The sequence below is a fragment of the Flavobacterium piscisymbiosum genome, assembly GCF_020905295.1.
GTDB classification, from domain to species: Bacteria; Bacteroidota; Bacteroidia; order Flavobacteriales; family Flavobacteriaceae; genus Flavobacterium; species Flavobacterium piscisymbiosum.
This window is the reverse complement of the sequence record NZ_JAJJMM010000001.1, coordinates 5,962,208-5,984,814: the sequence shown is the minus strand read 5'-3', so window position 1 is coordinate 5,984,814 and position 22,607 is coordinate 5,962,208. Positions and strand designations below refer to the sequence as shown.

The 22,607-nt window shown below is 34.3% G+C and carries 26 protein-coding genes and 1 pseudogene; 18 read left to right on the top strand and 9 right to left on the bottom strand.

Annotated elements, in window-relative coordinates; all coding sequences use genetic code 11:
- Positions 1 to 90 precede the first annotated feature (90 nt).
- A complete protein-coding gene (locus LNP81_RS25230) occupies positions 91 to 1,047 on the top strand; it encodes a hypothetical protein (protein WP_230040168.1) in 957 nt (318 codons plus the stop codon).
- 238 nt (positions 1,048 to 1,285) lie between these two features.
- Here LNP81_RS25230 and LNP81_RS25225 read toward each other — a convergent pair whose 3' ends face one another.
- Positions 1,286 to 1,966, bottom strand: coding sequence for a hypothetical protein (locus tag LNP81_RS25225; protein WP_230040166.1), 681 nt, complete (start codon positions 1,964 to 1,966; stop codon positions 1,286 to 1,288).
- A 62-nt stretch (positions 1,967 to 2,028) separates the two neighbouring features.
- On the opposite strand from LNP81_RS25225, the gene LNP81_RS25220 reads away from it, so the two are divergent.
- Positions 2,029 to 2,385 carry a hypothetical protein gene (locus tag LNP81_RS25220; protein WP_230040164.1) on the top strand — a complete coding sequence of 119 codons (357 nt, stop codon included), beginning with the start codon at positions 2,029 to 2,031 and terminating at the stop codon, positions 2,383 to 2,385.
- On the opposite strand, the gene LNP81_RS25215 is transcribed toward LNP81_RS25220, so the two are convergent.
- From LNP81_RS25215 to LNP81_RS25180, 8 genes and pseudogenes are all read right to left on the bottom strand, one after another.
- Positions 2,382 to 2,882, bottom strand: a complete 501-nt coding sequence (locus LNP81_RS25215) for a hypothetical protein (protein WP_230040162.1) — start codon at positions 2,880 to 2,882, stop codon at positions 2,382 to 2,384. The two genes, LNP81_RS25220 and LNP81_RS25215, sit on opposite strands and share 4 nt — an antisense overlap.
- 10 nt (positions 2,883 to 2,892) lie before the next feature.
- Positions 2,893 to 3,525: an SOS response-associated peptidase gene (locus LNP81_RS25210; protein WP_230040160.1), complete on the bottom strand. Its 633-nt coding sequence runs from the start codon at positions 3,523 to 3,525 to the stop codon at positions 2,893 to 2,895.
- A gap of 24 nt (positions 3,526 to 3,549) precedes the next feature.
- Positions 3,550 to 3,879, bottom strand: coding sequence for a hypothetical protein (locus LNP81_RS25205; protein ID WP_230040158.1), 330 nt, complete (start codon positions 3,877 to 3,879; stop codon positions 3,550 to 3,552).
- Positions 3,872 to 4,183, bottom strand: a complete 312-nt coding sequence (locus tag LNP81_RS25200) for a hypothetical protein (protein WP_230040156.1) — start codon at positions 4,181 to 4,183, stop codon at positions 3,872 to 3,874. The genes LNP81_RS25205 and LNP81_RS25200 overlap by 8 nt, the downstream gene beginning before the upstream one ends.
- 740 nt (positions 4,184 to 4,923) lie before the next feature.
- A pseudogene (locus LNP81_RS25195) lies at positions 4,924 to 5,240 on the bottom strand (DUF3109 family protein); the annotation flags it as partial.
- A 47-nt stretch (positions 5,241 to 5,287) separates the two neighbouring features.
- Entirely contained in the window at positions 5,288 to 5,485 is a 198-nt protein-coding gene (locus LNP81_RS25190) for a hypothetical protein (protein WP_230040155.1), read from the bottom strand.
- 106 nt (positions 5,486 to 5,591) lie between these two features.
- Positions 5,592 to 5,879: a hypothetical protein gene (locus LNP81_RS25185; RefSeq protein ID WP_230040152.1), complete on the bottom strand. Its 288-nt coding sequence runs from the start codon at positions 5,877 to 5,879 to the stop codon at positions 5,592 to 5,594.
- Positions 5,880 to 5,927: 48 nt separating this feature from the next.
- Positions 5,928 to 6,221 (bottom strand): hypothetical protein, encoded by a 294-nt coding sequence (locus LNP81_RS25180; protein WP_230040150.1) that lies wholly within the window; start codon positions 6,219 to 6,221, stop codon positions 5,928 to 5,930.
- Positions 6,222 to 6,371: 150 nt separating this feature from the next.
- Here LNP81_RS25180 and LNP81_RS25175 point away from each other — a divergent pair, with 150 nt between their 5' ends.
- The 16 genes from LNP81_RS25175 (at position 6,372) to LNP81_RS25100 (ending at position 22,605) form a co-directional block, all read left to right on the top strand.
- Positions 6,372 to 6,998: a terminase small subunit gene (locus LNP81_RS25175; protein ID WP_230040148.1), complete on the top strand. Its 627-nt coding sequence runs from the start codon at positions 6,372 to 6,374 to the stop codon at positions 6,996 to 6,998.
- Between the two features lie 88 nt (positions 6,999 to 7,086).
- Positions 7,087 to 7,266, top strand: a complete 180-nt coding sequence (locus LNP81_RS25170) for a hypothetical protein (protein WP_230040147.1) — start codon at positions 7,087 to 7,089, stop codon at positions 7,264 to 7,266.
- Between the two features lie 43 nt (positions 7,267 to 7,309).
- Positions 7,310 to 7,576, top strand: a complete 267-nt coding sequence (locus LNP81_RS25165) for a hypothetical protein (RefSeq protein ID WP_230040146.1) — start codon at positions 7,310 to 7,312, stop codon at positions 7,574 to 7,576.
- 13 nt (positions 7,577 to 7,589) lie between these two features.
- Positions 7,590 to 9,059 (top strand): phage terminase large subunit, encoded by a 1,470-nt coding sequence (locus tag LNP81_RS25160; RefSeq protein WP_230040145.1) that lies wholly within the window; start codon positions 7,590 to 7,592, stop codon positions 9,057 to 9,059.
- 2 nt (positions 9,060 to 9,061) lie between these two features.
- Entirely contained in the window at positions 9,062 to 10,510 is a 1,449-nt protein-coding gene (locus LNP81_RS25155; RefSeq protein ID WP_230040144.1) for a phage portal protein, read from the top strand.
- Positions 10,511 to 10,652: 142 nt separating this feature from the next.
- Complete coding sequence (locus LNP81_RS25150) at positions 10,653 to 11,303, top strand: hypothetical protein (RefSeq protein ID WP_230040143.1); 651 nt, start codon at positions 10,653 to 10,655, stop codon at positions 11,301 to 11,303.
- Between the two features lie 18 nt (positions 11,304 to 11,321).
- Positions 11,322 to 11,720 (top strand): hypothetical protein, encoded by a 399-nt coding sequence (locus LNP81_RS25145; RefSeq protein ID WP_230040142.1) that lies wholly within the window; start codon positions 11,322 to 11,324, stop codon positions 11,718 to 11,720.
- A gap of 3 nt (positions 11,721 to 11,723) precedes the next feature.
- Positions 11,724 to 13,007 carry a major capsid protein gene (locus LNP81_RS25140; RefSeq protein ID WP_230040140.1) on the top strand — a complete coding sequence of 428 codons (1,284 nt, stop codon included), beginning with the start codon at positions 11,724 to 11,726 and terminating at the stop codon, positions 13,005 to 13,007.
- A gap of 1 nt (position 13,008) precedes the next feature.
- Complete coding sequence (locus LNP81_RS25135) at positions 13,009 to 13,587, top strand: hypothetical protein (protein WP_230040137.1); 579 nt, start codon at positions 13,009 to 13,011, stop codon at positions 13,585 to 13,587.
- A 1-nt stretch (position 13,588) separates the two neighbouring features.
- Positions 13,589 to 14,107: a hypothetical protein gene (locus tag LNP81_RS25130; protein ID WP_230040134.1), complete on the top strand. Its 519-nt coding sequence runs from the start codon at positions 13,589 to 13,591 to the stop codon at positions 14,105 to 14,107.
- Positions 14,108 to 14,125: 18 nt separating this feature from the next.
- Positions 14,126 to 15,004 (top strand): hypothetical protein, encoded by an 879-nt coding sequence (locus LNP81_RS25125; protein WP_230040131.1) that lies wholly within the window; start codon positions 14,126 to 14,128, stop codon positions 15,002 to 15,004.
- On the top strand, positions 15,004 to 15,231 hold the full coding sequence (locus tag LNP81_RS25120) for a hypothetical protein (protein WP_230040129.1): 228 nt from the start codon (positions 15,004 to 15,006) through the stop codon (positions 15,229 to 15,231). Before LNP81_RS25125 ends, LNP81_RS25120 begins: the two co-directional genes overlap by 1 nt.
- Complete coding sequence (locus tag LNP81_RS25115) at positions 15,158 to 15,616, top strand: hypothetical protein (RefSeq protein WP_230040127.1); 459 nt, start codon at positions 15,158 to 15,160, stop codon at positions 15,614 to 15,616. The genes LNP81_RS25120 and LNP81_RS25115 overlap by 74 nt, the downstream gene beginning before the upstream one ends.
- On the top strand, positions 15,613 to 16,212 hold the full coding sequence (locus LNP81_RS25110) for a hypothetical protein (protein WP_230040125.1): 600 nt from the start codon (positions 15,613 to 15,615) through the stop codon (positions 16,210 to 16,212). The genes LNP81_RS25115 and LNP81_RS25110 overlap by 4 nt, the downstream gene beginning before the upstream one ends.
- Positions 16,205 to 20,344: a synaptonemal complex protein 1 gene (locus tag LNP81_RS25105; protein ID WP_230040123.1), complete on the top strand. Its 4,140-nt coding sequence runs from the start codon at positions 16,205 to 16,207 to the stop codon at positions 20,342 to 20,344. Before LNP81_RS25110 ends, LNP81_RS25105 begins: the two co-directional genes overlap by 8 nt.
- Positions 20,344 to 22,605 (top strand): hypothetical protein, encoded by a 2,262-nt coding sequence (locus LNP81_RS25100; protein WP_230040121.1) that lies wholly within the window; start codon positions 20,344 to 20,346, stop codon positions 22,603 to 22,605. The genes LNP81_RS25105 and LNP81_RS25100 overlap by 1 nt, the downstream gene beginning before the upstream one ends.
- Positions 22,606 to 22,607: the final 2 nt, after the last annotated feature.

Here is a 22,607-nt window from a genome sequence, read left to right as displayed (position 1 = left end):
CTAAAAGCTATAGATTAAACAGCACGCATGGAAGTAATGTTTTTAATATATCGGCATTATTATTGCATAAATAATTTAATATAAAGATAAATGATAGAAAAGTACTGGGACCCAATTTATAATTTTTACAAAAAAAATGTGCTCTATATCATAGCGTTTTTATCCATAATTATTTTACTTATTGCCTACACATGTTTTGAAAAGGATTTCTGGGCGTTCGATGTTTTAAAAAGTCTTGGTTTTACATTGATATCTGGAGGTGTATTTGCTGTAATAGTAAAATCAGAACAGTTTTCTAATATATTTCAGAATGAGTTGCGTAATATTATTTATGGGGATGAAGACTTAAAAAAAAGGGTCGACTTAGAAGAACTTTGGGACAAAGTAACGAAAGCTCTTTGTAATCAGAAATTCAAACTAATTAGTAAAAAATTGCATGATGGTGTAAAAATATGTTATTTGCCAATCAATCATGAGTTTTATTATCGAGATCATAAAGTTGAAATTCATATCGAAATTGATAAGGAAAATCCAGAATATGTAATTGTAAACGAACAAACTGAAACAACATTAATTTCAGAAGATACAAAGGAAATATGTTATAAATTTTCAAGTAGTATTCCGTTAATTGAAGGAGAAGAAGAATTAACTACATATGAAGTTTCAAATTTTACAGTCGACAAAGAGAAAAAAGTATTATCTGTTGATGAATTAGTAATAGTTAAAAAGGATAATTATTTAAACGCGTACTGTCATTATAAAGTCAGTGGAAAAAAGAAATATAAAATAATACGAGTGGAAAAAAAACGATATAATCTTAAGGCAAATCCGTATAGACAGCATAATGCAATTTGGTTATATCAAAACTTTTCATTAGATTTAATATATTCAAAAGAATTAAAAATTGATTTTATTGAAATGGGGGTCGTAAATAAATTCGAAACTAATTTAAAAGATCACTTAGGGACACATAATAGATTAAATGCTCATTACGAGGGGCTTATATTTACGAAACAGGGGTTTATTTTGTTGTTAAACAAACTTTAAAAAAATTAAAATAATCATTGGATATTTAAATAAAAGAATATCTTTGGAAAGAAATTGTAATGCACTAAATCAATTTAAAATCAAATATTATGGAAAAAATGGCGAAACAAGATGTAGTTCATGGTTAACCGATGAATACAACTAAAATTACAATTATCACTACTATAGCCACTCAATTGAGTGGCTTTTTTATTTGCTCTATAGTAATGTTTCAGTAGATATTTATATTTAATAAAGCTTACTTTAATTCTTTTTGTAAGTTATTGAGTATTTTTCCAAACGAATTATTGAAATTGTCAAATTGATTCTGTGGAAACTCAGGAAAATCACCACTCCTTTTCTTCATATGCTCTACTACAAGATCAAAATATATAATAACTTCATTTAGATCAATTACGAGCTGCTTAAATTCTTTAGCTGTGAAATCATATATAAATAAGTGTCCAAAACGATGATTAAATGTTAAGAGAAAAACATGAAGATGTTTAAATATCCTAGCTTTTTCTGCTAGTGCTTTTACTTTAGGGCCAAATTGTAGTTCAGGATAATGTAGGATCTCAATAAGTCCGGAAATATCATCATATAAATCAAAGAATATTTGATTTAGTGTAGGCAAATGGTCTGTTAACTTCTCATAGCTATCTATTCTCTTTAAAAGTAAAGTTACATTTTTATTTTCTTCACTTGACTGCTTGCTAACTGTATTGGTTAGAATGGCAAGAATTATTAAACTACTTAGTGAGACAAGTGTATTAATTGTTCCGCCAATGTAGTCACCAAATGTGCCCCACACTGCTGAGTCATCAGATATTGGATGATCCCAAAAAGTTACAATATAAAATGCACCTGCAACTACTATAAGTAATAAAGAAATAAGTGAGATTGTTACTAGTATATTTTTCTTAAAATAGTCAATCATAGGTTTTGGTTTATAGTTGTTGCAAACATACATTTTTTACATCAAAATTAATTTGTATTTTTATGGAAAGAAATAGCAATATGGCAAATCACACACTCATATTATCAACAGCAAAAGTGGCAATTCCGGAAAGAGTTAGAATCGACTTTATCACAAGTTTGATTAATCGCGGATTAACCGGAATCGAATATTTTGGACCGGAGATCGATAACCAGGAAGATTTTATTGAACCCGATATGAAACTGGCCAGTGAAGAAATTTCATATTTCGAATTCTTTTTTGATACTGAAGAACCAATCGAATATGATCTATTTTCAGAAACTGATATTGACGGTTTTGTCCTGGAAGTAATAAAAAAATCCGCTAACATTGAACTGCGAGCGGATAAAAAAGATGTGACACTTTACTTGCATCATTAAGCTTCTTCAAATTCATCATTTTCAAATTCATCTTCGCCAGGGTAATCAGGAATAAACACAAGTGGAATATCTAAATCGATTTGTGAAATAATTACCTCTTCTTCATATTTGGCAATTATCGGTTCCAGTAATGGTTTCAATTCAAAATGCTTATCTTCAGATTTTATAATCTGAGTTTCATTGTCGAGCCATTTTCCCTCTTCATTTTTAGCTTTCTGTACAACTTTTAAAATTTTGTTGTAAAGAATTTCAAGACACTTATTGACGTGGTAATCCAAAACCTCAAATCCTTCTTCAAACAACTGAGTTGGATAACTGTAATTCGTCAATTCCATTCTGCTGTGTAAAAGCTGAGTGAAATATTTTATATACAGTTGATTATCTATGTGTGCGTAATAATCTGTAGGATCATCGGATACTGGTCTTTTCAGCTTTTCAGCTATCTTATCAAGTACTTCTTGCTGCTCTGGGGTAAATGAGGATTTCTTTTCTTCCATGTTTATAATTTTATGCAGCTTCAAAAGCCACGAGTTTTGCTTCATAAGGAAATGCAAATATAGATACATCATTTGTAGGGTCAAGCCAAGCTTGCTCATCCTCTTTTCGAAGCATCACAGGCATCCTTTCTCTATTATTGTGAATGTATTTCATTAATTCGTTTGCTTCGGTCGTAACCATTGTATACGTCTTTAAACTTTCACCAGTTGACGGATTTAGCCAAGTATCATATAATCCTGCAAAACAGAAAATTTCATCGTTTTGAGAAAATATTTGATACTTTTCTTTCTTCTTCCCTTTGGGATCTAACCAACGCCATTCGTAATAGCCAGTCGCTATTATCAAACATCTATTTGACTTAATGTTTCTATAAGAAGGTTTTGAATCAAGATCTTCTATTCTTGCATTTAGTTTTCCAGTTCTGAACTCTAACTGTTCAATACCTGCCCATGAAGGCATCAAGCCCCATGTAAAATCAGTTTGGACTTGATCGGGATCCGTATTTGTAATAATAGGAATGTTAGGATGATCAAATCCATTCACAAAAACGCCTTCATAATATTGGCCAGTATTGTTCACAGAAATATTAAATCTGATCTTTACATCTCGGCGACTTCCTTTTTGATCTACATAGTAGCACATACGCTTTATATTAGTAATATAAAGTTAATCTTTTTTCACAATTATGTTATAACGCTCACAGTAGCTTTTTTCTGCTTCTTTCGGTTCTGGTGTCATTCCAAGTATATTTTTGTAATACTCATTTATAGCATCGTTTTCTAATAGTACTTTGTCAGCTCTAATCAGAACTTTTAAACCAATGTTTTGTAACCATATAGCTAAGTCTCTATGAAGTTGTGGCTCACGTAACATCCAAAAATCCCATTCGTTCTTATCAAATAATAGCTTGATTGCTTGGTATCCTTTTGTTGTATTATCAAATCCGGCTATCTTAATTATGTGCTCTGCTACGGCTTTTTTTTCTTCGCTATTCATTTTTTTTGATTTGAATATTTAAATTAAAGTCACTTGATATGGGTTGCAGGCCCATTACATTCTCGTAATATTTTACTATTATATCAGGAGTGATCATGATTTTGTCAAATCGCATTCCGCATTCAAATTTCAAAAACCAAAGTTCTTTTCTAAGGGACACCGCATCGTCATAATTTACGTCTATAAATAGTAGTTCGTCATCTTTAAATAGACGCTGAATTAATTTATATTGCGGAGTTGCTGAGTGAAATCCGCACGCTTTGAGTAGGTGTGCTTCAACTGCATTCTTTTCATCTGTTTTCATCTTCATTAATTTAGAAATGCAAAATTAATACAGATTGTAACATAGTCGTTTGTATAGAGTGTTCTAAATTGGAACAAAATGCAAATGGAGATTTTGAGTATAAGAAGAGAGGTTTTTTGAGGAATTTAGGGAATATCAGGAATTGTTCAGGAATTCGGAGGTAATTATTTGAGGAATTTGGGGATTTTTTTGAGTTATAAACGAACTGTTGATAAATAAATCCTGAATTTTGGGATATTATCTTTAACATTTATAATATATTTGTCAAAAGAAAACCGCCTCAGTTTTTAAACATCAGCGGCTTCTGAAACATAATTATTCTATCTTTCGATAAATAATTTCACAAAGTCATAAATGAGTCGTCCAAAACCAAGAATTGACAATGTGAGGATCCTAAATTTGAGCCATAGACTTTCGGAGTCTTTAGGCTCATTTTTTTTATCTTTCAATAGACTACAAAGATTGTCATTTATCGCTAAAGATGAAAGCCAAACTTATGCACAATTCGACGTAGTTTTTAACAAAGGAGAAAAAATGAGATACTTTTCATACAATATTTACATTGTTGATTATTAAGAATTTACTGTTGATGAAAGTAGCTATTACCCTGTAAAATATAGACTTTTTACAATAAAAAGCAAGAAATTTTTAATTGTTTTTAAAAGTTTTTTTTGAGTTAAAGCCTTAATTTTTGAGTCAAAGTATATCTCTAAAAAGTTGTTAGTGAGGCGCTGGTATTTTTACTGTTTTTTAAGTACTTCAGCAACTTTTTCAAGCTCCAAATACCATTCCTGACCAAAGCGGCGTATTAATGCTTCTTTGACAAATTTATAAACCGGAACTTCTAATTCTTTCCATAAAGAACAAGCATCATCGCAAATATCCCATTTATCATAATTGACTGCGGCATATTCTGTAAAGTCTTTACACGAATTGGATATAAATGACAAGAAGCCGGTTTTTTCCAGTCTACGATTCCTTGGTTATAATCTTGCTCGATTCTGCAAAGAGCCGTTTTTCCGTCGAAAAGAACGTAACCTCAATCTTTTTCGGCGATAATGGGTTTCAAGATATCCTCTGAGAAAATGGTTTTACTTAATTGAATCAATCTAAGTTTTTAGTAAGTTCTTTTATAAATGATATAAGATCCTGATAGTTTTTTTCATTGAATGAATGCCTTTCATTTTTTCCGGTCTTTTTACTTCGGAATGTATCATAGGAAATTCCCATTGCTTCAGCAGCTTTTACGCCAGACATCCCGAAATCATCAAGTACTTTGTTTATTTTTTCACCTGTTTCCATATTGATATAATTATTACATTTACAGCAAATTTAATTTTAATAGTTAAGTTTCCTTTCTACAAAAGGTAAAACCTCTCCGATAAAGAGAGGTTTTTTTGTTTCGGGACTATTCTATATATTTTCCGATCAATCTGTTTGCTGCTCCATAGGGAGAGTAAATGATATCTTCAACTAAAAACAGCTTTGTGATATCTGGATTAGGAAAATCCCGGACCAGAACTTCTACCTTAGATCCAATATGCGGAACTGTTGCCATTTTACAGACCAAAACCGTTTGTCCATTTTGAACCAATTGAATTTGAAAGCTCAATTCTTGATCAACGAAATCGATCAAAAATCCAGTTAATAGCCAATTGAAGAATCTCTTTTTAAATTTATATGTTTTCTTTTTCATGATGTTTTAAGGTTTTTAAAGAGGAGCCTTTCGACTCCTCCGGATTAATTAATTTACAGCTTTGAACTGGCTGTTTGAATAACTATAGAACTTCTTTTTTCCTTTATCGGAGATGATATAAAAATCGTACTCACTTAGGTTAACCACTTCGTATTCTTTACCTTTTGTCAAGTTCTCTGTACTATTTCCGTGAACTTCTACACATTCTACAAAATCGCCAATTTCTAAATCTTGTAGTGACTTGTACTTCTTTTTGGAAGGTGTTGTCATCAATTGAGCTAATTGAATGTGATACGCTTCGACCACATCTAAAGCTTTGTTGTAATCTTCTCTTGAAATCATTGTTTTAAAATTTAATTGTTAATAATTGTTTCATTTCTACCCTACAAATATACGACGCAAAAATGTGTCGTGCAACACAATTCTAAACTTTAACATATTATGCAATAAAATAATATATTGTATTACTTTTGTATTGTTAATAGAATCACTATGAAGATTAATAATTTGACTGAAAAACAGGAAGCCTTTTCTAATGCGTACATAAGAATAGGTATTGGCTCGGAAGCTTATAAAGAAGCTGGTTATTCGTATTCAAACAAAAGCGATAAGTCAATTCATGAAGCAGCGTGTAGAGTGCTAAACAACAGCAAGGTACAAGCAAGGATAAAAGAATTGCAATCTGTTGTGGCCGAGATTGCCGAAAAAGAATTTAAGATCACATCAGAAGAAATGCTTCGTCATTTGAATATTCTTCGTAAAGCGAGAATCGATGAATATGTAGAATACTATGAGTACGAAGTTCCGATCACCACTACAACCGGAACGGGTAAAAATAAGAGTGTTTCAACGACAATTGAAAAGAGGACCGAATTGAGGTTAAAGACTTTCGATAAACTCAACGAAGAGCAAAAGATGTGTATTGAAGGTATTAAGCAAACCAAATATGGGATTGAGATTAAACTTCACGGTAAGGAGTGGAGCATTGAAAAGATAAATAAGCACATTGGATTCTATGAAAAGGATAATGATCAAAAGAAATTAAGTTTAGATATTTCAAATCCAGAAGATCGAAATAATAGGATTGCAGAATTAATTGCCAAAGCTCAAAAACAATGATGATCCTACTGCAATTAAAAAATAACATATAATGCAACATAATTGTAAAATATATTAGCTTTGTAGTATTAACCAAAAACAACATATCATGAGCATAGAAGTAGTAAATGGCCGCGTATTCGTAGAAGGTAAAGAAACTGTTGATCCGGCTTTAATTGGATATGCTGTATTGGATGCGGCTGAAAACGGTGATATGATCATATGTCAGGAAGAGGAAATTAAAAAACTGATCATGAATGTTCACGATTCCTCTTTTGCTGCAGGTTAGATTTTAGAAAAAAATCTCAATTTAATTGGAAGTTCTGAATAATATGACAATTGAAAACAAAAACATTTTACTAATGATTGAAAGGATTCAAATTTTAAATGAAATAGTAGCATATTTCGCAGACAGAAATCGCAAAAGTAAAGCAAGAAAAGCAGCGCTTAATCGTGCAAAAAGTAATTACGAAGCTTTAATCAATGAACTAAGATTAATTCAGGAAAAGAAAAGTAAACTGTCAAGACGCGAAAGAGAAATTGTTGTTTTGCAAATTAAATATCTTATTTCAAAGGGCCATATCCAAGTAAAAAACTAAAGGAAATAATTGAATGTCATTAACCGATGCTGAAATAATAGAGCTGGAAGAATTGTTGGCTGCACGTGATATCGATATGTCACGTGAGAGGCTTACAAAAGTTGATGACGAAACCAATCCAAATTACTCTCTACTGTTCAATGCTATTCAGAACCAAAAATACGAGGTAATAAACGGTAAGTCAGAACTAGTATCCGGATATCGAGGAGCCGGTCTTGAAGGATCTTCTCGTTCTGGCAAAACTTGGTCCGGAATTGATATCATTATTTGGCTTTGCTTATTTTATGAACCAAAAGGATGCACCATCAATATTTATCGTGAAACCTATAACGAGTTTAAGACGACTCTTTATGATGACTTCAAGCGCCGATTAGACGATTATGGATTGCCTAATAAATTCAAGGACAATGATGAAATAAAATCATTTAAGATTGGCAATAGTAAGATCTTTTTTATTGGAGATGGTAAACATGGGGGAGGATGTGATTATGCTTTCTTTAATGAGGTGATGTTCATTAAAAAATCAGTCTTTGACCAGGTAAAAATGCGTTGTCGTAAGTTCTGGTGGGCCGATTATAATCCATCCTTTACAGATCACTGGTTTTTTGACAGCGTTTTGGCCCGACCGGATGTAGTATTCTTGAGAACAACATTCAAAGACAACAAATACATTTCTGCTCAGGAAAGAAATGAGATCTTAATTACAGAACCATGGAAGCCAGGTTCTTATATGGTTAAAGATAATGTTGTTCAATGCTACAATAAAGAAACTAATAAGGTTGAACCATTATCTCCGACCAACCAACCGCCGCCACATCCTGAAAACATTAGAAACGGTACTGCTGATGAAAGCTACTGGCGTATTTATGGTTTAGGTCTAAGAGGAGCAATGAAAGGATTGATTTTCCCATTTGTAAAATGGATCGATAAGTTCCCAGAAGATAAAGCTCCAATATATCCAAACGACTTTGGCTTTACGACGGATCCTAACACATTGGTTAAGTATGCGGAAGATGAGTATAACATATGGATTGAGCCGTTGAGTTATGAACCAATAGAGACACCGGAAGCGCTTTCAATGCTTCTCGAAAGTTTAGGAATTGATAAGTCAAAGGATATTATTCCCTGCGATTCGGCTGATAAATACACTGGAGAGAACAAGGGAACCGTGGAAATGGTTAAGGGTTTAAAAAAGCTTAAATGGATAAATGCGTACAAAATAAGTAAAACCAAATCAGTTATGTTTTGGTTGGCTTCAATGAAAAAGAAGAAGATACATATAGTTAAAAATCATCTTTATAAAGAGGCTTTAAGGGAACAACAGAATTATAAGATGCGTGAAATCGCAGGTATTTCAATTAATCAACCCTTAGACAAATTCAATCACATATGGGATAGCGCAAGGTATGGTCACATCGCGCATAACTCAAAACCCAAAACATATACAACAACGGCCGAAACAATTAAATCAGTAAATTATTAGCTATGTTAGATATTAAAGGAGGATTGACCTCAAACACAGAAAAGACAATTGAAAGATTGTTTGCTGCTGGAAAAAAACCTGAAGACATTCAAAATATCAGAAAGGAATTTAACAACAGAGATAGATCAATTAGAGAAAGCCAAGTCGGTAAGACACAGAAAGATAAAGACGTTGGTACCGGCGAAAAAAGAAGAACTGTTGTTGCAGTTCGTATCGCAATAAATTTTGCAAAAAAGATTTGTCGTGTGGCAACGGCATTTGAAGTTGGGAAACCAGTTACTCTAATTCCATCAGAAACTAATAAACTGTCACAGTTGATTAAACTATTGTGGAAAACGAACAGGATTGATAGTATATTAGTAAGATTTGTGTTTCAGAAAAAGTCCGAAACGCAGGCTGCATTACAATTTTATATTGCTGATGTAAAACCTGATGGACTATTTATGAAAATAATTTCGTTCGTTGGAGCTAAGCTTGGTATAAGTTCTCAAAATAAAGAAACTAAAATAGCACTCCTAGAAAATAAAAATGGGGTTATGGCTCCATACTTTGATGAAACTGGAGATATGAAGGCTTTTAGTTGGAAATATGCCTCTAAAAGCGATGATGATAAGGATTTAGAAAACGTTATGGTCTGGGATGATTTAACTGTTTACAAGTTAGATAATTCAACAGGTAAATTAACAATGTCAGAGGGATATCCAAAACTTCATGGATTCGATAGAATTCCAATTGTTTATGATGATCAAGATGAACCTGAATGGTTTGATGCTTTAGACCCTGTAGATAGGTATGAAACTATAATATCGAAACTAGGCGGTTCAAATGATCGTACGGCATATCCTTTAATGAAATTATATGGTGAACTCGGTTCCTTTCCTGAAGCCGATGATAACGGAAAGATTTTGCAATTTCCAATTAAAGTTGATGAAGACTCCGGAAAAGAAATTCATGGGGACGCTGAGTTTATGACAAACCCAAATGGTCCAGATAGTATTAAACTAGAGCTTGAGACTTTAGAAAAAGCAATTTACGGCATTACTTCTACACCTGATTTATCTTTTGATAATGTAAAAGGTCTTGGTGCAGTTTCTGGAATAGCATTAAAATTAATGTTCTTGGATGCAATGATTAAAGCTTCAATGAATGAAGGTGACAATAGAACCGTTGTCGAAAGAATAATCAATATTATGATGTCAGGTATCACAAAGACAACAAACACTTCATTAGTTGTTGAAAGTAAAAACCTTTATTATGATATAGTTTTCAACAGCATTCTTCCAGATGATCTAAAAGAGTTGGTTGAAACTATGAGCTCCGCAAAAGAAGCTGGACTTGTTGCTACAAAAACAGCTGTCGAAAGATTGGGACTTAACGAAGACACTGAAGAGGAGATGAAATTGATTGCTGCTGAAACAGTCATTAAAAATCCAGATCCCATTACAGCATAGCGAATCCCTAATAAACTAAATAAAACCACATCATTTGAAGTGGTTTTTTTTTGTCAAATTATTTTCTTATTTATAATGATTCTAAATAAGAAAAACTTTATTACTTTTGTTTCTAATAATAAACAATTTAAAATCAATTCTTATGGCAGTTAAACCAGAACAGATTAAGGCACGACTTAAGATAAAATTTCCTAAGGCGAACTTATCGACAAAAAGGATAGACGCATTGGCGGCTAAACTATGTTTGAAACCAGCAGACGATGCAGATGATGAAGCTATTGATGCAGTATTGGAAACAGCTAACGACTTTATGTCTTTTGAAGAAATTGCCCGTGAGGATGATAGAATCAGAACATTAGAGGCGAACCAAAAGCCAAAACCAGAACCAACTCCAACGCCAACACCTACAACGGATCCTGATCCAAACAATCCGACACCCAAACCAGCGGACGATGCTCCAGCATGGGCGAAGAAAATTCAGGAAGATCTGGAAGCTCTTAAATCAGAAAAAATTATTGGATCTAAAACTCAAACAGCTCAGTCATTACTTGACAAGTCTGAAATTTTAAAAGGTCTAAAACCTGATATAAAGGCAAATTGGCTAAAGCGTATTGATTTGGATTCAGAAACTCCCTTTGAAGATCAAGTTACTGCTTTGGAAACAGAGTACACTGAACTTGTGCAAGGAGTTGCAGATTCAGGAGATTATGCCGGACGTGCTCCGCAAGGAAGACCGGACGCAGCTAAATTCTCAGATGCTGAAGCTGAAAAAATTGTTGAAAACATTTTATAAACTTAAAATTACAAAATCATGGCAGGAACTACTGCAAATTTAAGCAACGATCCGGTGTATGGCGACATGGAAAACGAGGGTATCGTAATTCAGAAAGTTGTTGATACAGTTCCGGGAGGTAGAACTTTGGATGTTACTGGATTTGCTCCAGCATTTATTCCACAAGGACACCTCGTGATCGAAGAAACAGCGACTGGTGTATTAAAGCCAATGCCGATTTCTGGAACTGCCTACGGGGCATTACCATCAGGTCACACTTACAAGTATGTCGTAATGGCTGGAATTCCAACAGCAAAACCATTTGCAGGTTTACTGCGAATCGGAACTGTGAACTGGAAAGCTATGAAGTACGATGCAACTTCGATCCTTAGCGCTGTAAAAACAGCGATTCCATCAATCTATTTTACAAAAGACTAACCTATGTTAAGTATTTTAATACAGTACATCGCAGCCTTTAAGGCAATGATGAAAGCGGTAGAGTTGCGTGTAAATGGTTCGAAAGATCCTTTGCAGTATACTTTCACAACTGAACTTAAAAAAGAGTTCAGTGCAGATATGACCTGGAATACAGGAAGCATCGATAATACAGTTGTTACTGTTGATTTCGTTGCAATGGATTCTGATTTGCCATTGGCAAAATGGGATAAGCTAGGAGTGGCCACGGGAGAGGTTCCGAAATTCGGTAAGAAGATTGTTCTTTCTGAGAGACTTTTAAGCGATATCGACAATATGATTGCGAAAAGCGCTGATACCGCTACAGTAGCAGAAAAATTATTTTCTGGTGCAGTTAAGTTGGTTTCCGGTGTTGCAGAAACAATGCAGTACCGCTACGACCAAGCTTTATCATCCGGATTAATGTTAGTTGATGATGATACTAATGTTGGGGTTGGTTTCAGAGTTAACTTTCGTTACTTAAATGCGAACAAGTTTGGAGTTGTATTACCATGGTCGGATGCAAATGCAAAACCTCTTGATGATATTAAGCGCGTTTTAAAAACTGCAAAGGCAAAAGGCGATACGATCTCTATTCTTAAAATGGATGATACAACATTTGATAATTTTTCTCGAAATACTCAAGTAAGAGAGCAGTTTGCTTTTTACAATAATTATGTTGGTTCAGTTCAGAACGTTCCAAGTCTTGATTTAGAAAAGGTAAACTTGATGTTGAAAAACAACAGCCAATTCAAAGTGCAAATTCAGATAATGGATCGTACAGTAACACATGAAAGAAATGGAGTTCGAACTACTGTTCCAACCTGGACACCAAACAAAGTTGTGTTTTTGACTTCGACAAAAGTTGGACGTCTTGTATGGAGTAAGTTAGCTGAAGCAACACGACCTTCAAAAAAGGTTGAATACACTTTTGTTGATCAGTATATCATGACCAAACTTTGGAGAGACGAAGAGCCATTCGCTGAGAACATTTCTGTACAAGGTTTAGCGCTTCCAATCATCGACAATGTGGGTAGCATTTATGTATTGGATGCAGAAGAAGCTGTTATTGATGCGCAAACAGAAGGTGACGCAAACTTTGCCTATAAGGGAACAAATTACACCAAATCTTCAGTTGTTGCTTCTTACAAACTTATCAAGCCAAATTCTACAATTACTTTTAGTACCACGGATGCTAATATTATGGCTGGTGTCAACAAATTATCTGAAGAGGATGTATTGAAGTTTGAAGGAAATATAACTCCAGCATAACATGTATACTCAAGAAGCTATTGATGTATTAAAAAAACGTATTGGTTGGTCCGATTTATCATCGGGCCTTCCTTTCGTTTTAAGTGATGAAAACTTAACTGCTGAATCTGGTAAAAAATTCAATTGGTATCATTCACTTGTATTGGTTGATAACATTTATGCAGCTGTACCAGAGGTTGAAATGTCGGAGGAAGATTTTAATAAATACCTATCGGACATTAGAAATCAGGCTGTATTAAGCGTTCTTACATCAATTCTTGATACACATGAGAACTATGTTTCCACAATTGATTATTCACGAACTATAATCGACAGACCGACTTTGTTTGATGATGCAATTGGCTATTCTTTAGCAATAAAGATGATCGAGATGTTCGTTTCTACTACCAGAACCAATTTTAACGAGAGAAGTGCAAAGATGAGTTATCAGTCACTCAAGGTTGAATTAGAGGGTGCAAAAAACGATAACGGTCATTTTATAGCAAAAGGAATTGTTTACAAGATGGAGCAAAGCATTAAAAAGGCACAGAAAGTAATTTTTCCTTATAAAATTGTTGTAAACGACGCTAACGCCTGGTAACATGAATTATCCAATAACACAACCAAAAGGAATAGATAAAGAGATCCAATTGATACAAACTTCTTTGTTTGAAAAATTAGGATGGTCGCCAATCGATGTATTTGGTCGAGTTCATAAAAATCAATCTAAAGAAAAGGGTTTAGTTCCAGAGTTTTATTTAGGGAAAGGCGAATATAAAGATGTATTCACAAACGATCTCAAAGCAGCAAATATCTTCTTCATAGATGATTCGGAGCATACTACTGATAATAGAGTTTTTTATTTCAGTGAAGTAAAAATAGTATTCATGGTTGATCTAAAAAAAGTAAAACCAAGCATTATACACCGTGCAGATATGGAAGTTGAAATTGATGCTTTAAAAATAGTCAAAAGGCATAGAATGTTTCAGGTTGATGGCTTTGAAAAGGGGATTGAATCTGTTTTTAAAGGCTTCAATATCGACAGAGTAAAACTTTTAGATATGCAACCATTTCATGTTTTTGCTATTACTGGAAAAATGAAATACAAAATAAATTGTTAACTAAAAAAATATTACACCATGGTTTACCAAGAATGTAAAAACAAAAAGAAAGCCAAAAAGAACACTGGTGCGAAAGAGCAGTGTCTTGAAGGGCTTACAATCAAAACGGCAGTCCACGTGCCGGGATTCTCTTTTGAATCGATTGCAGATGCAAAGGACAAAACTAAATGGGATGCTGCAGTTGCTGCTAAGAAAGTAATTCCATTGTATGAGGTTGAAGAATTAGCATCTGCCAATACTGAAGATACAACTTTCGAAGGTAGAAGAAATCAGTTCATTACCTCAGAAGGTAAAAAAATCACTACTTACAATAGCTTCTTAAGCTTATGTTCTCACTCGGCGCTTAAAACCTATCACAAAGCTGAATTAGGTTTATTTGAGTTTACCGAAGATGGAGCGATCAAAGGCGTGATCAATGATGATGGAACTATAAAAGGCCAATCAATTGTAATGAACGTTGGAAAACGTATTGATCCTTTAGCAAATAGACCAGCATCAACAGGAGTTACTTTAAACTACAAAGACTTTAACGAGTTTGAAGATGATGGCGCAATCTTTCGTCCTGAAGGTTGGGGCGCTGATGATTTGTATGGAATATTCGATATTAATATCAATCAGGTTTCAGCAACTTCAACAGAAATCAAATTCACTGCAACTGATGGTTGTTCCGGAGGCGATGAAGAGATCACTTCTTTCTTAGCTGCTAATATTGTGGTTAAAGATCTTGATGGAGCTACAGAAAGTGTAACGTTTGTTCCTGCTGATTCCGAAGGTGTTTACACTGTTACCGGAACTGGATTTGCAACAGGATTCACTATTGGCTTAAATGGAGTGGTTACTCAAACCGGAACTTCATATGAGACTCCAGAACCTACAAAAATTAAAGTTACACCATAATGCGAGGTGAATACAAAGGGATAGTATTTGCAGAGGGCTATAACAAGCCCTTTGCAGATTTTAAAAAAGAGTTTGCTTCAACTCATGTTTTTAAAGATATCCCATCAGACGAAAGAGAAGCCGAACTAAAAAAAGCTCACAAAATCGCAACCAATGGCAACATTTCAACAACAATTGGCAAGGGCAAAGAAGTTGAAACCGAAAAGCCTGGAGATAAACCTTTATAAATTCATTAGAAGTATTGAAAAGGATTTTTTAGATCTCGAGAAGAAAAGGCTGTCTGTTGATCATAAAGACATTTTCGGAAATCCGATTGGTTTTTATTCAGAGAACACAGAAATCATTTCAGGAGGTCGGAAAAAAGCCGGAGATCCGTTTACCGGATTAGATACTGGGGATTGGTTCAAAGGATTCTATATGCAAGAAGTTAATGGTGTTTTGAGATTTAGTTCTAAAGACCCTAAAAACTCAATCATCCTCAGTGATGGACCAGATAATACTTGGCTTTCTGATGAATTATTCGGATTAACTGATAAAGAATTAAAGGAAGTGATCACATCTCGATTGCTTCCTTTTTTTATACAAAACGCACGAAAAATACTTGAGCTATGATTTACGATTCACTTGACATAATTCCTTATAAAACATTTTTCAAGATCGCTGAATCTGGAAATTTCACTTTGTTATCTGATACTGAAAAGGATCCGGAAGTACTGTCAAAAATATGGGATTCTCTATATGAACAACATATTGAAATTGCGGGGGCCAGTTCTCAGGAAAAGAAAACTTTTAGAATTTCTAAACAGATCAGCGCTTTGGAAACCCAATACAAAGTGATTCTTATGGCTTGTGATGCATTAAAATTTGATTTTAGTCAAGAACTGTTCGAAATACTAACTGTTGACTACGGCTATACTTTGAGAATTACAGATGAGAAAGTTTACTACGAAGACATTGAACAAATTGAAAGAGAATCGAAAGCGCTTAAAGTAAAAATAAACACTCTTTCTAAGCTGCTTCCTAAAGTTGATCAAGGGCAAGAATATAACATCGATGATGTGATGGCCTCGTATTGTTCCATCCTAGAATTTCAAATTGGGGACTTCAATAAGATCACTTATACAGCTTTTAATAGCTACGAAAAGCAAGTTCATAACAAGATAGAGCACATTCGCCAACAAAACATTAAAAGCAAAAAAAATGGCTAATTCAGACGGTATAATTACAAGAAAACAGGTCATTGAAGATGATGCTCTAACCTGGGGATCGACATACGCGAAACAAACTCAAATTGCAATTGATAAAAATAAAGAATTTGTGCAAGGTATTGTTCAGATTGCTACTATTCAGAAACAGATTAAAGATGCAACCGGTAATTCTGCCTACACAGATGCTCTGCAGCAGGGAATATTAGCCACGCAAAAAGCTATTCTTGCAATCAAAGAAAGAGAAGCTGCTGAAATTTCTGCGAACAAAATCAAAATTTCCTCTATTGCTCTAGAAGAAAAAGAGCGCAAAGCAAAAGAGGCAACCAATAAAATGACTTTGGATGAAAAAATTTTGTTAGCTGAAACTAATAAACAATTAAAAGAAGCTGCAAGGGAAAGGCTCGGTCTTGTTGGAGCATATGCCAAATTAAATAAAGCCAGGCTTGATGCACAAAAAAGACTTGCTGAATTATTATCTGCTGAGAAAAGTAATATTGCGGAGGTCATACTGGCGCAGAGAGAATTTGAAAAATTAGATGCCAGAGTTAAAGCAGTTGATGCTGCAATAAAAAACTACTCTAAAAATATAGGTAATTATCAAGATGCGTTCAAAGGTCTAAACGGAACCTTAAGAGACTTAATGTCAACGTTTGGAATCGCAACAGGATTAGCTTTATTTGGACAAATTGTAAAAGACATCTTTAGTGTAATTAAAGATTTTGACAGACAATTAATTGCGGTAGGAAAAACAACTAATATTTCTGGTGAAGACTTAAAACAATTTGGTCGCGAAGTAGTAGAACTTGGAGATAGATTAAATGGTGTTACAGTTGAGGGACTAATTAAATCAGCTGAGGTTGCTGGACAGTTAGGTGTAACCGGTACCGCTAATATTTTAAAGTTCTCAGAAGCTATTGAAAAATTAAAACTGACATCAGATATTATTTCAGATGAGCAGGTTGGCCAGTTTGCCAAGTTCATCGAGGTATCATCTGACAGTTTTGAAAATGCTGATCGTTTAGCATCGGTTATCACGCAATTAGGTAACTCATTTGCAACGACTGAGAAAGAAGTTCTTGCGAATGCGACAGAGATTCAAAAAGGTGTTGCGGTATATAATACTTCCGCGCAGGGAGTTTTAGCATTAGGAGCAGCGACTTCATCATTAGGATCCGAAGCTGAGGTTTCTGCTAGTTCTATTCAAAAAACATTTGGTGTAATTAATAAATCTATTGCAACGGGTAAAAACTTAGAGAAAGTATTAGAGCTAACAAATTTGACTCAAAAAGAACTTTCTAAGCAATTTAATAAAGATGCTACCGGTGTATTTGTGAAGTTCATTAAGGGACTTAATTCAGCTAAAAAAGAAGGTCAAAATTTAGCGGTTGTATTAGGTGAATTAGGTTTGGATGAGGTTAGGTCATTTAAAACAATTGGATCCTTAGCGGCAAACTATGATTTATTAGCAAGTGCAATGGAACAAGCTAAAAAAGAGTATATCGATAATATTGCATTAAATAAAGAAGTTGAGGCGGCTTCTGAAAGTTTATCATCTATTTTATCCGATATAAAGGATCGTTGGGAAGCTTATATCTTAAGCGCTGATGATGCGAATTCGGGTTCACTAACTCTCGCTAAGACTTTGAAATTTGTTCGTGATAATTTCAAAGAAATCATTGATTTTATTGTCAAGTTTGGAACTGTTTTACTGACATATTTGGGTGTTCTCAGGACAGTAAATTTTGTTATTACAGCATATGGCGCATTACAAACTGCCGCAACTGCTGCACAAATAAGATTTGCGTTAGCAACGGGAATTGGAACAAAGTCAATTCTAGCACAAGCAGCTGCTGCCAGAGAAGCGATGATTGCTCAGGAAGGTTTGAACGTAGCAGTTAAAGCAACTCCATGGGGGTTGATTCTTGCGTTTTTATCTGCTGCAATTGTTGCTTACATGATATTTAATGATGAAATGAGTGATGCTGAAAAGAACATTCAGAGGATTGTTGATGCGAATAAAGATATGGCTAAAACTGAAAAATTCTATTCCGAAGAGAGAGACAAGGCAAATGCTGATCGATTTAAGGCAATTGAAAATGATATTAAACTTAGAAAAGCGCAAGGTGAAAATTCAGATAAGTTAGATAAAGAGGAAATTACCAGAAAGAAAGCAGTAATTCAATCCAGTATAGATGTTCTTGCAGATTTGGATGCTAGAACAACAAAAAGAACTCAAAGCGAGATTAATGCTTCAAGGCAAAGAATCGCTCAGTTCCAGCTAGAACAAAAAGTTTTAGAAAATAGTGGTTATAGAGTAAGTAAACAAGGTCGGACAAGTGAAGATCTTGATGAGTTAATTAGAACCGAGAAAGAAAAAAAGGACTTTAAGCAAGCCACTCAAGCTCAAAGTTCAAAATTATCCATAGAGGAGCAGCTTAGATTGAAAAAACAATTGCAGAGTTTAGAACAAGATGCTGCAATCAAAGATGCTGAATTTAAAAAAGAACTTTCAAAGAAAGAACTTGCTGCATTGAGAAAAAGGTTAAAAGAGCAATTCGAACTTTGGAAAAAAGGCCTTGAAGATCTTTTCAAGTTGCAACAATTTAGACTTCAGGTTGGTCTGGATATGGATGATGAGATTCTTGGGAATGAGAAAATGTCGTATGATAAAAGACTTGATGCTCTTGCCGATTATACACAGATCGCATCTGAAAAAATACGTAATGCAGCAGAGTTTGAATTGTCACAATTAGGAAAGTATAACGAAAAGACTGGAAAACTAATGCGTGAGCTTTCTGATTTGGAAATTAAAACTCTGTTAGAAAATGGTGAGATTAAAAAAGAACTGACATCTGGACAATTATTGATCTTAGAAAAATTTCAAGATGATCAAAAGAAGTTGACTTTGAAAGGTGTTAAGGATCGTCAAAAAATTATCGATAGCGAAGCAGATGAGATTAAAAAGCGTATTGATGCTGAACTATTACTTCAAGATACCAAACTTCAAGAGGCTCTTGAAGCGGAAAATATTACTTATAATGCATCCTTAAATAAATTTACGGATCTAGAAAAGGCACAGGAAGAACACGAAAGAAAAATTCTTGAGATAAAAAAGGCATTTGCGAAAGAAGCTTTAAATGTTCAGATTGGAGTAATACAAAAATTATTAGATGCAGAAAAGTTACGAACCGACGGATCTGCTATTTCTATTGATAAAATAAAGAAATTAGAGAATGAATTAGCAACTTTGAGAAGGGAAAATTCAGATATCAATGTTGAAAATAACGATGCAGCAACAAAAAAGACTTTGTTTTTCGAAGAAGAAAATTTTAAAAAAATAGAAGAAAGATCTCGAGATTTAACTTATGCCCTACAAGATCTGGGTAATGCAATTTTTGACAGTAGGATTCAAAATATAGAAGCTGAACAATCTAAAAATGATGAGTACTATGCTAAGCAAATTGAATTAGCAGGAAAAGACGAAAGACAAAAGGATCTTCTACAAAAAGAGCGTGATAAAAAGAATGAGGCTTTAGAGAAAAAGAAACGTAAAGAACAGGAAAAGCAAGCCATATTTAATAAAGGTTTAGCCATTGCCGAAGCAAGTTATAATACTGCGAAAGCAATCACTTCGGCTCTATCTGCCGGCCCTGGTATTGGTTTAGCGTTAGCAGCTATTACTGCGGCAGTTGCTGCTGTTCAATTAGCAGCTATCATCGCAACTCCAATACCAAAATACAAAGATGGTCGTAAAGGAGGTCCGAAAGAAGTTGCGATGATCAATGACGGTGGAATGACCGAGATCGTAGAATCTAAAGATGGTAGTGCAAGAATATATTCCGGAAAGAATCGAATTGTTCAACTTTTAGAAGGCGATACTGTACATAAATCCTTTGATGATTATAACAAATTGCAAAGAGCAGCGATGTTGACCAGTCTCAACATGGAAGGCAGAAACATGAGCGATTTCCAAGCTTCTCAATATTTTGAAGCTTCTTATGGAAAAGAACTTTTAGAAGAGTTAAAACGTAATACGGCCGCTATTAGGAATCAAAAGCAAGCCGTGTACAATGCACCTAAAATAGATATTCCTCATGCTATTTGGAAATCAAAAAACACTAATTGGAACTAATGGGAAATATAAATCCACAATATAACAACCGTGTTGAGTACACCTTAAAAAATAAAAATTTTGGGGAGTTGGTAACTATTGAGCCAATTGGATGGACCGACGATGATAAGGAATATTCACGTCATGAAAAGTATGACGGAATAGTAGCTAAGTTTTCTAATTCCCTAAAGTTCATCGGGGATGCTGCAGAATATATTCAACTGATTTATGATATCGACGGGATTATGGCCGATGTTGAATTGACTAGAAGAGAGAGACATCCACAAACTGACGTTTGGACATTGACTTATTCTGGCTTTTTAGATCTTTCAACCTGGAGTCGAGAAAATAGAGTTCAAGTGATGGTTAAATTCAATTCTGGGGGATTAGAACAGGAACTAAAAGCCCGGGAATCCGAAAGTGTGGAAGTTGATCGAACTACAACATTTAATGATACTAAGATTCCGGAATTAAATACAATCGATGTTGAATTAGATGGTAGACGAATTTTTCTACAAACAAAATTTGCAACTAAGGCAAGTGATAATACAGCAAAATTAAGCAATCAAACAAATGGTAATACCAGAGGTAGTACGATTGCTGTACCTCTTTCACTTGTAAATAAGTCACATGAAAGTGCACAAGCGCCGCTTCAGGGGGTATTGGTTGGCGATAATTCTTGGGATAGATCGGGAAGAGCGGAGCCAGGAAACCTATTTTTTGCTATTTCAGATCGAGATCGTGATTTAAAAGTAAACATGAAACTTACTTTTAAAGTAAACATAACAAATTTCGATGATGTTAATCATTTCACCTTTTGGGCCAGAATCGGTAAGTATAAAGATGGAGCAGAATTTATTTTTAAGGAAAATATTATTTTATTTTCAAAGGATTCTTATTCTGCTTTAAACGGAAATACTTTCAGCGTGAATTTTGATGGTACGATCGAAGTGCTAACGGGCGAAAGTCTACAACTTGTTTTTGATCAGAATTACGATGGTGCTAATGGCCATAGTTCGCATTTAGATATTACAGTTTCCGATGTTGTTTGTAAAGTTGATATTGACGAAGATAGTTTTCAGGAAAAATCTACGACGAAAGCAATTTTGGCTCATGAATTAGCTGATCGCTTAGTTACAATTTCAACAAACAAAGAGCGGGTATTTTATTCTGATTATTTTGGTAGAAAAGATTTAGGATATGCAGTTGACGGACCTGGAGCTTATATTGCTTTTACACATGGTTTTTGGGTTAGAAAGTTTGATAAGCTTCCAATTCCACAAGAAGAAACTATCACTCAAGATAAAGTTACAAATCTATTCAAGCCATTGACAACATCATTCAGTGACTTTGCGACTTCTGCTACTGCAGTCTTAAATATTGGAATTGGTATCGAAACAATTGGAAATAAGGAAGTAGTAAGAATTGAAGAAAAAAGCTATTTCTATAATCGAAACGTAACTATTAGGCTTCCTAACCAGGTAAAAAATGTAAAAAGGAAAGTAGCTACTGACAAGTATTATTCTGCTTTAGAATTCGGTTATGAGAAAGGCGGCGATTATGAAGAAGCAGTTGGATTGGATGAATATAATGTGAAATCTAATTTTTCAACAATCATCAGCAGACTTAAAAATGTTTATATCCAAATCTCAAAATATAGAGCCGATAGTTATGGAATGGAGTTCGCTAGAAGAAAGCTGGTCACATTAAACGATACTGAAGATACTTCTTATGATGAAGATATTTTCTGGTTAGACCTGTTTAAGAATCCAGTAGGAGGATTTGAACAAAGATTTTGGTTTAATAAGTACGATCGAACAAAGGATGATTTCGAGCAAGCTCCGACAGGTATTTTCAGCCCGGAGACAGCCACAAATTTAAGATTCTCACCAGTTAATTGTTTATTGCGACACGGTTGGTGGATAGCAGCTTCAGTAATTAAATACGCAACAGATAAATTAAAGTTTGGTTCATCTACTGCAAACAGATTGCTTAAAACAAAGATGATCGGCCGCAATGAATATGCTGAGAATGGTGATATTTTGAATTCGGAATTGCCAACTGCTCGTTTTATTCCAGAGGAAATTGAATTTGAACATATTTGCGATTTTGATGTTCTACAGCAGATCAATGGTACTACAACAATCTTAGGTAAAGAAGTAATAAATCTATACGGTTTGATTGAATTTATAAATGAAAACGGCGAAAAGGAGAGAGCTTTCTTCTTGAACATTAAGCCTAACGGTAAAGGTCAGTTTAAAGTTTTAAAACTAAATAGATAAGT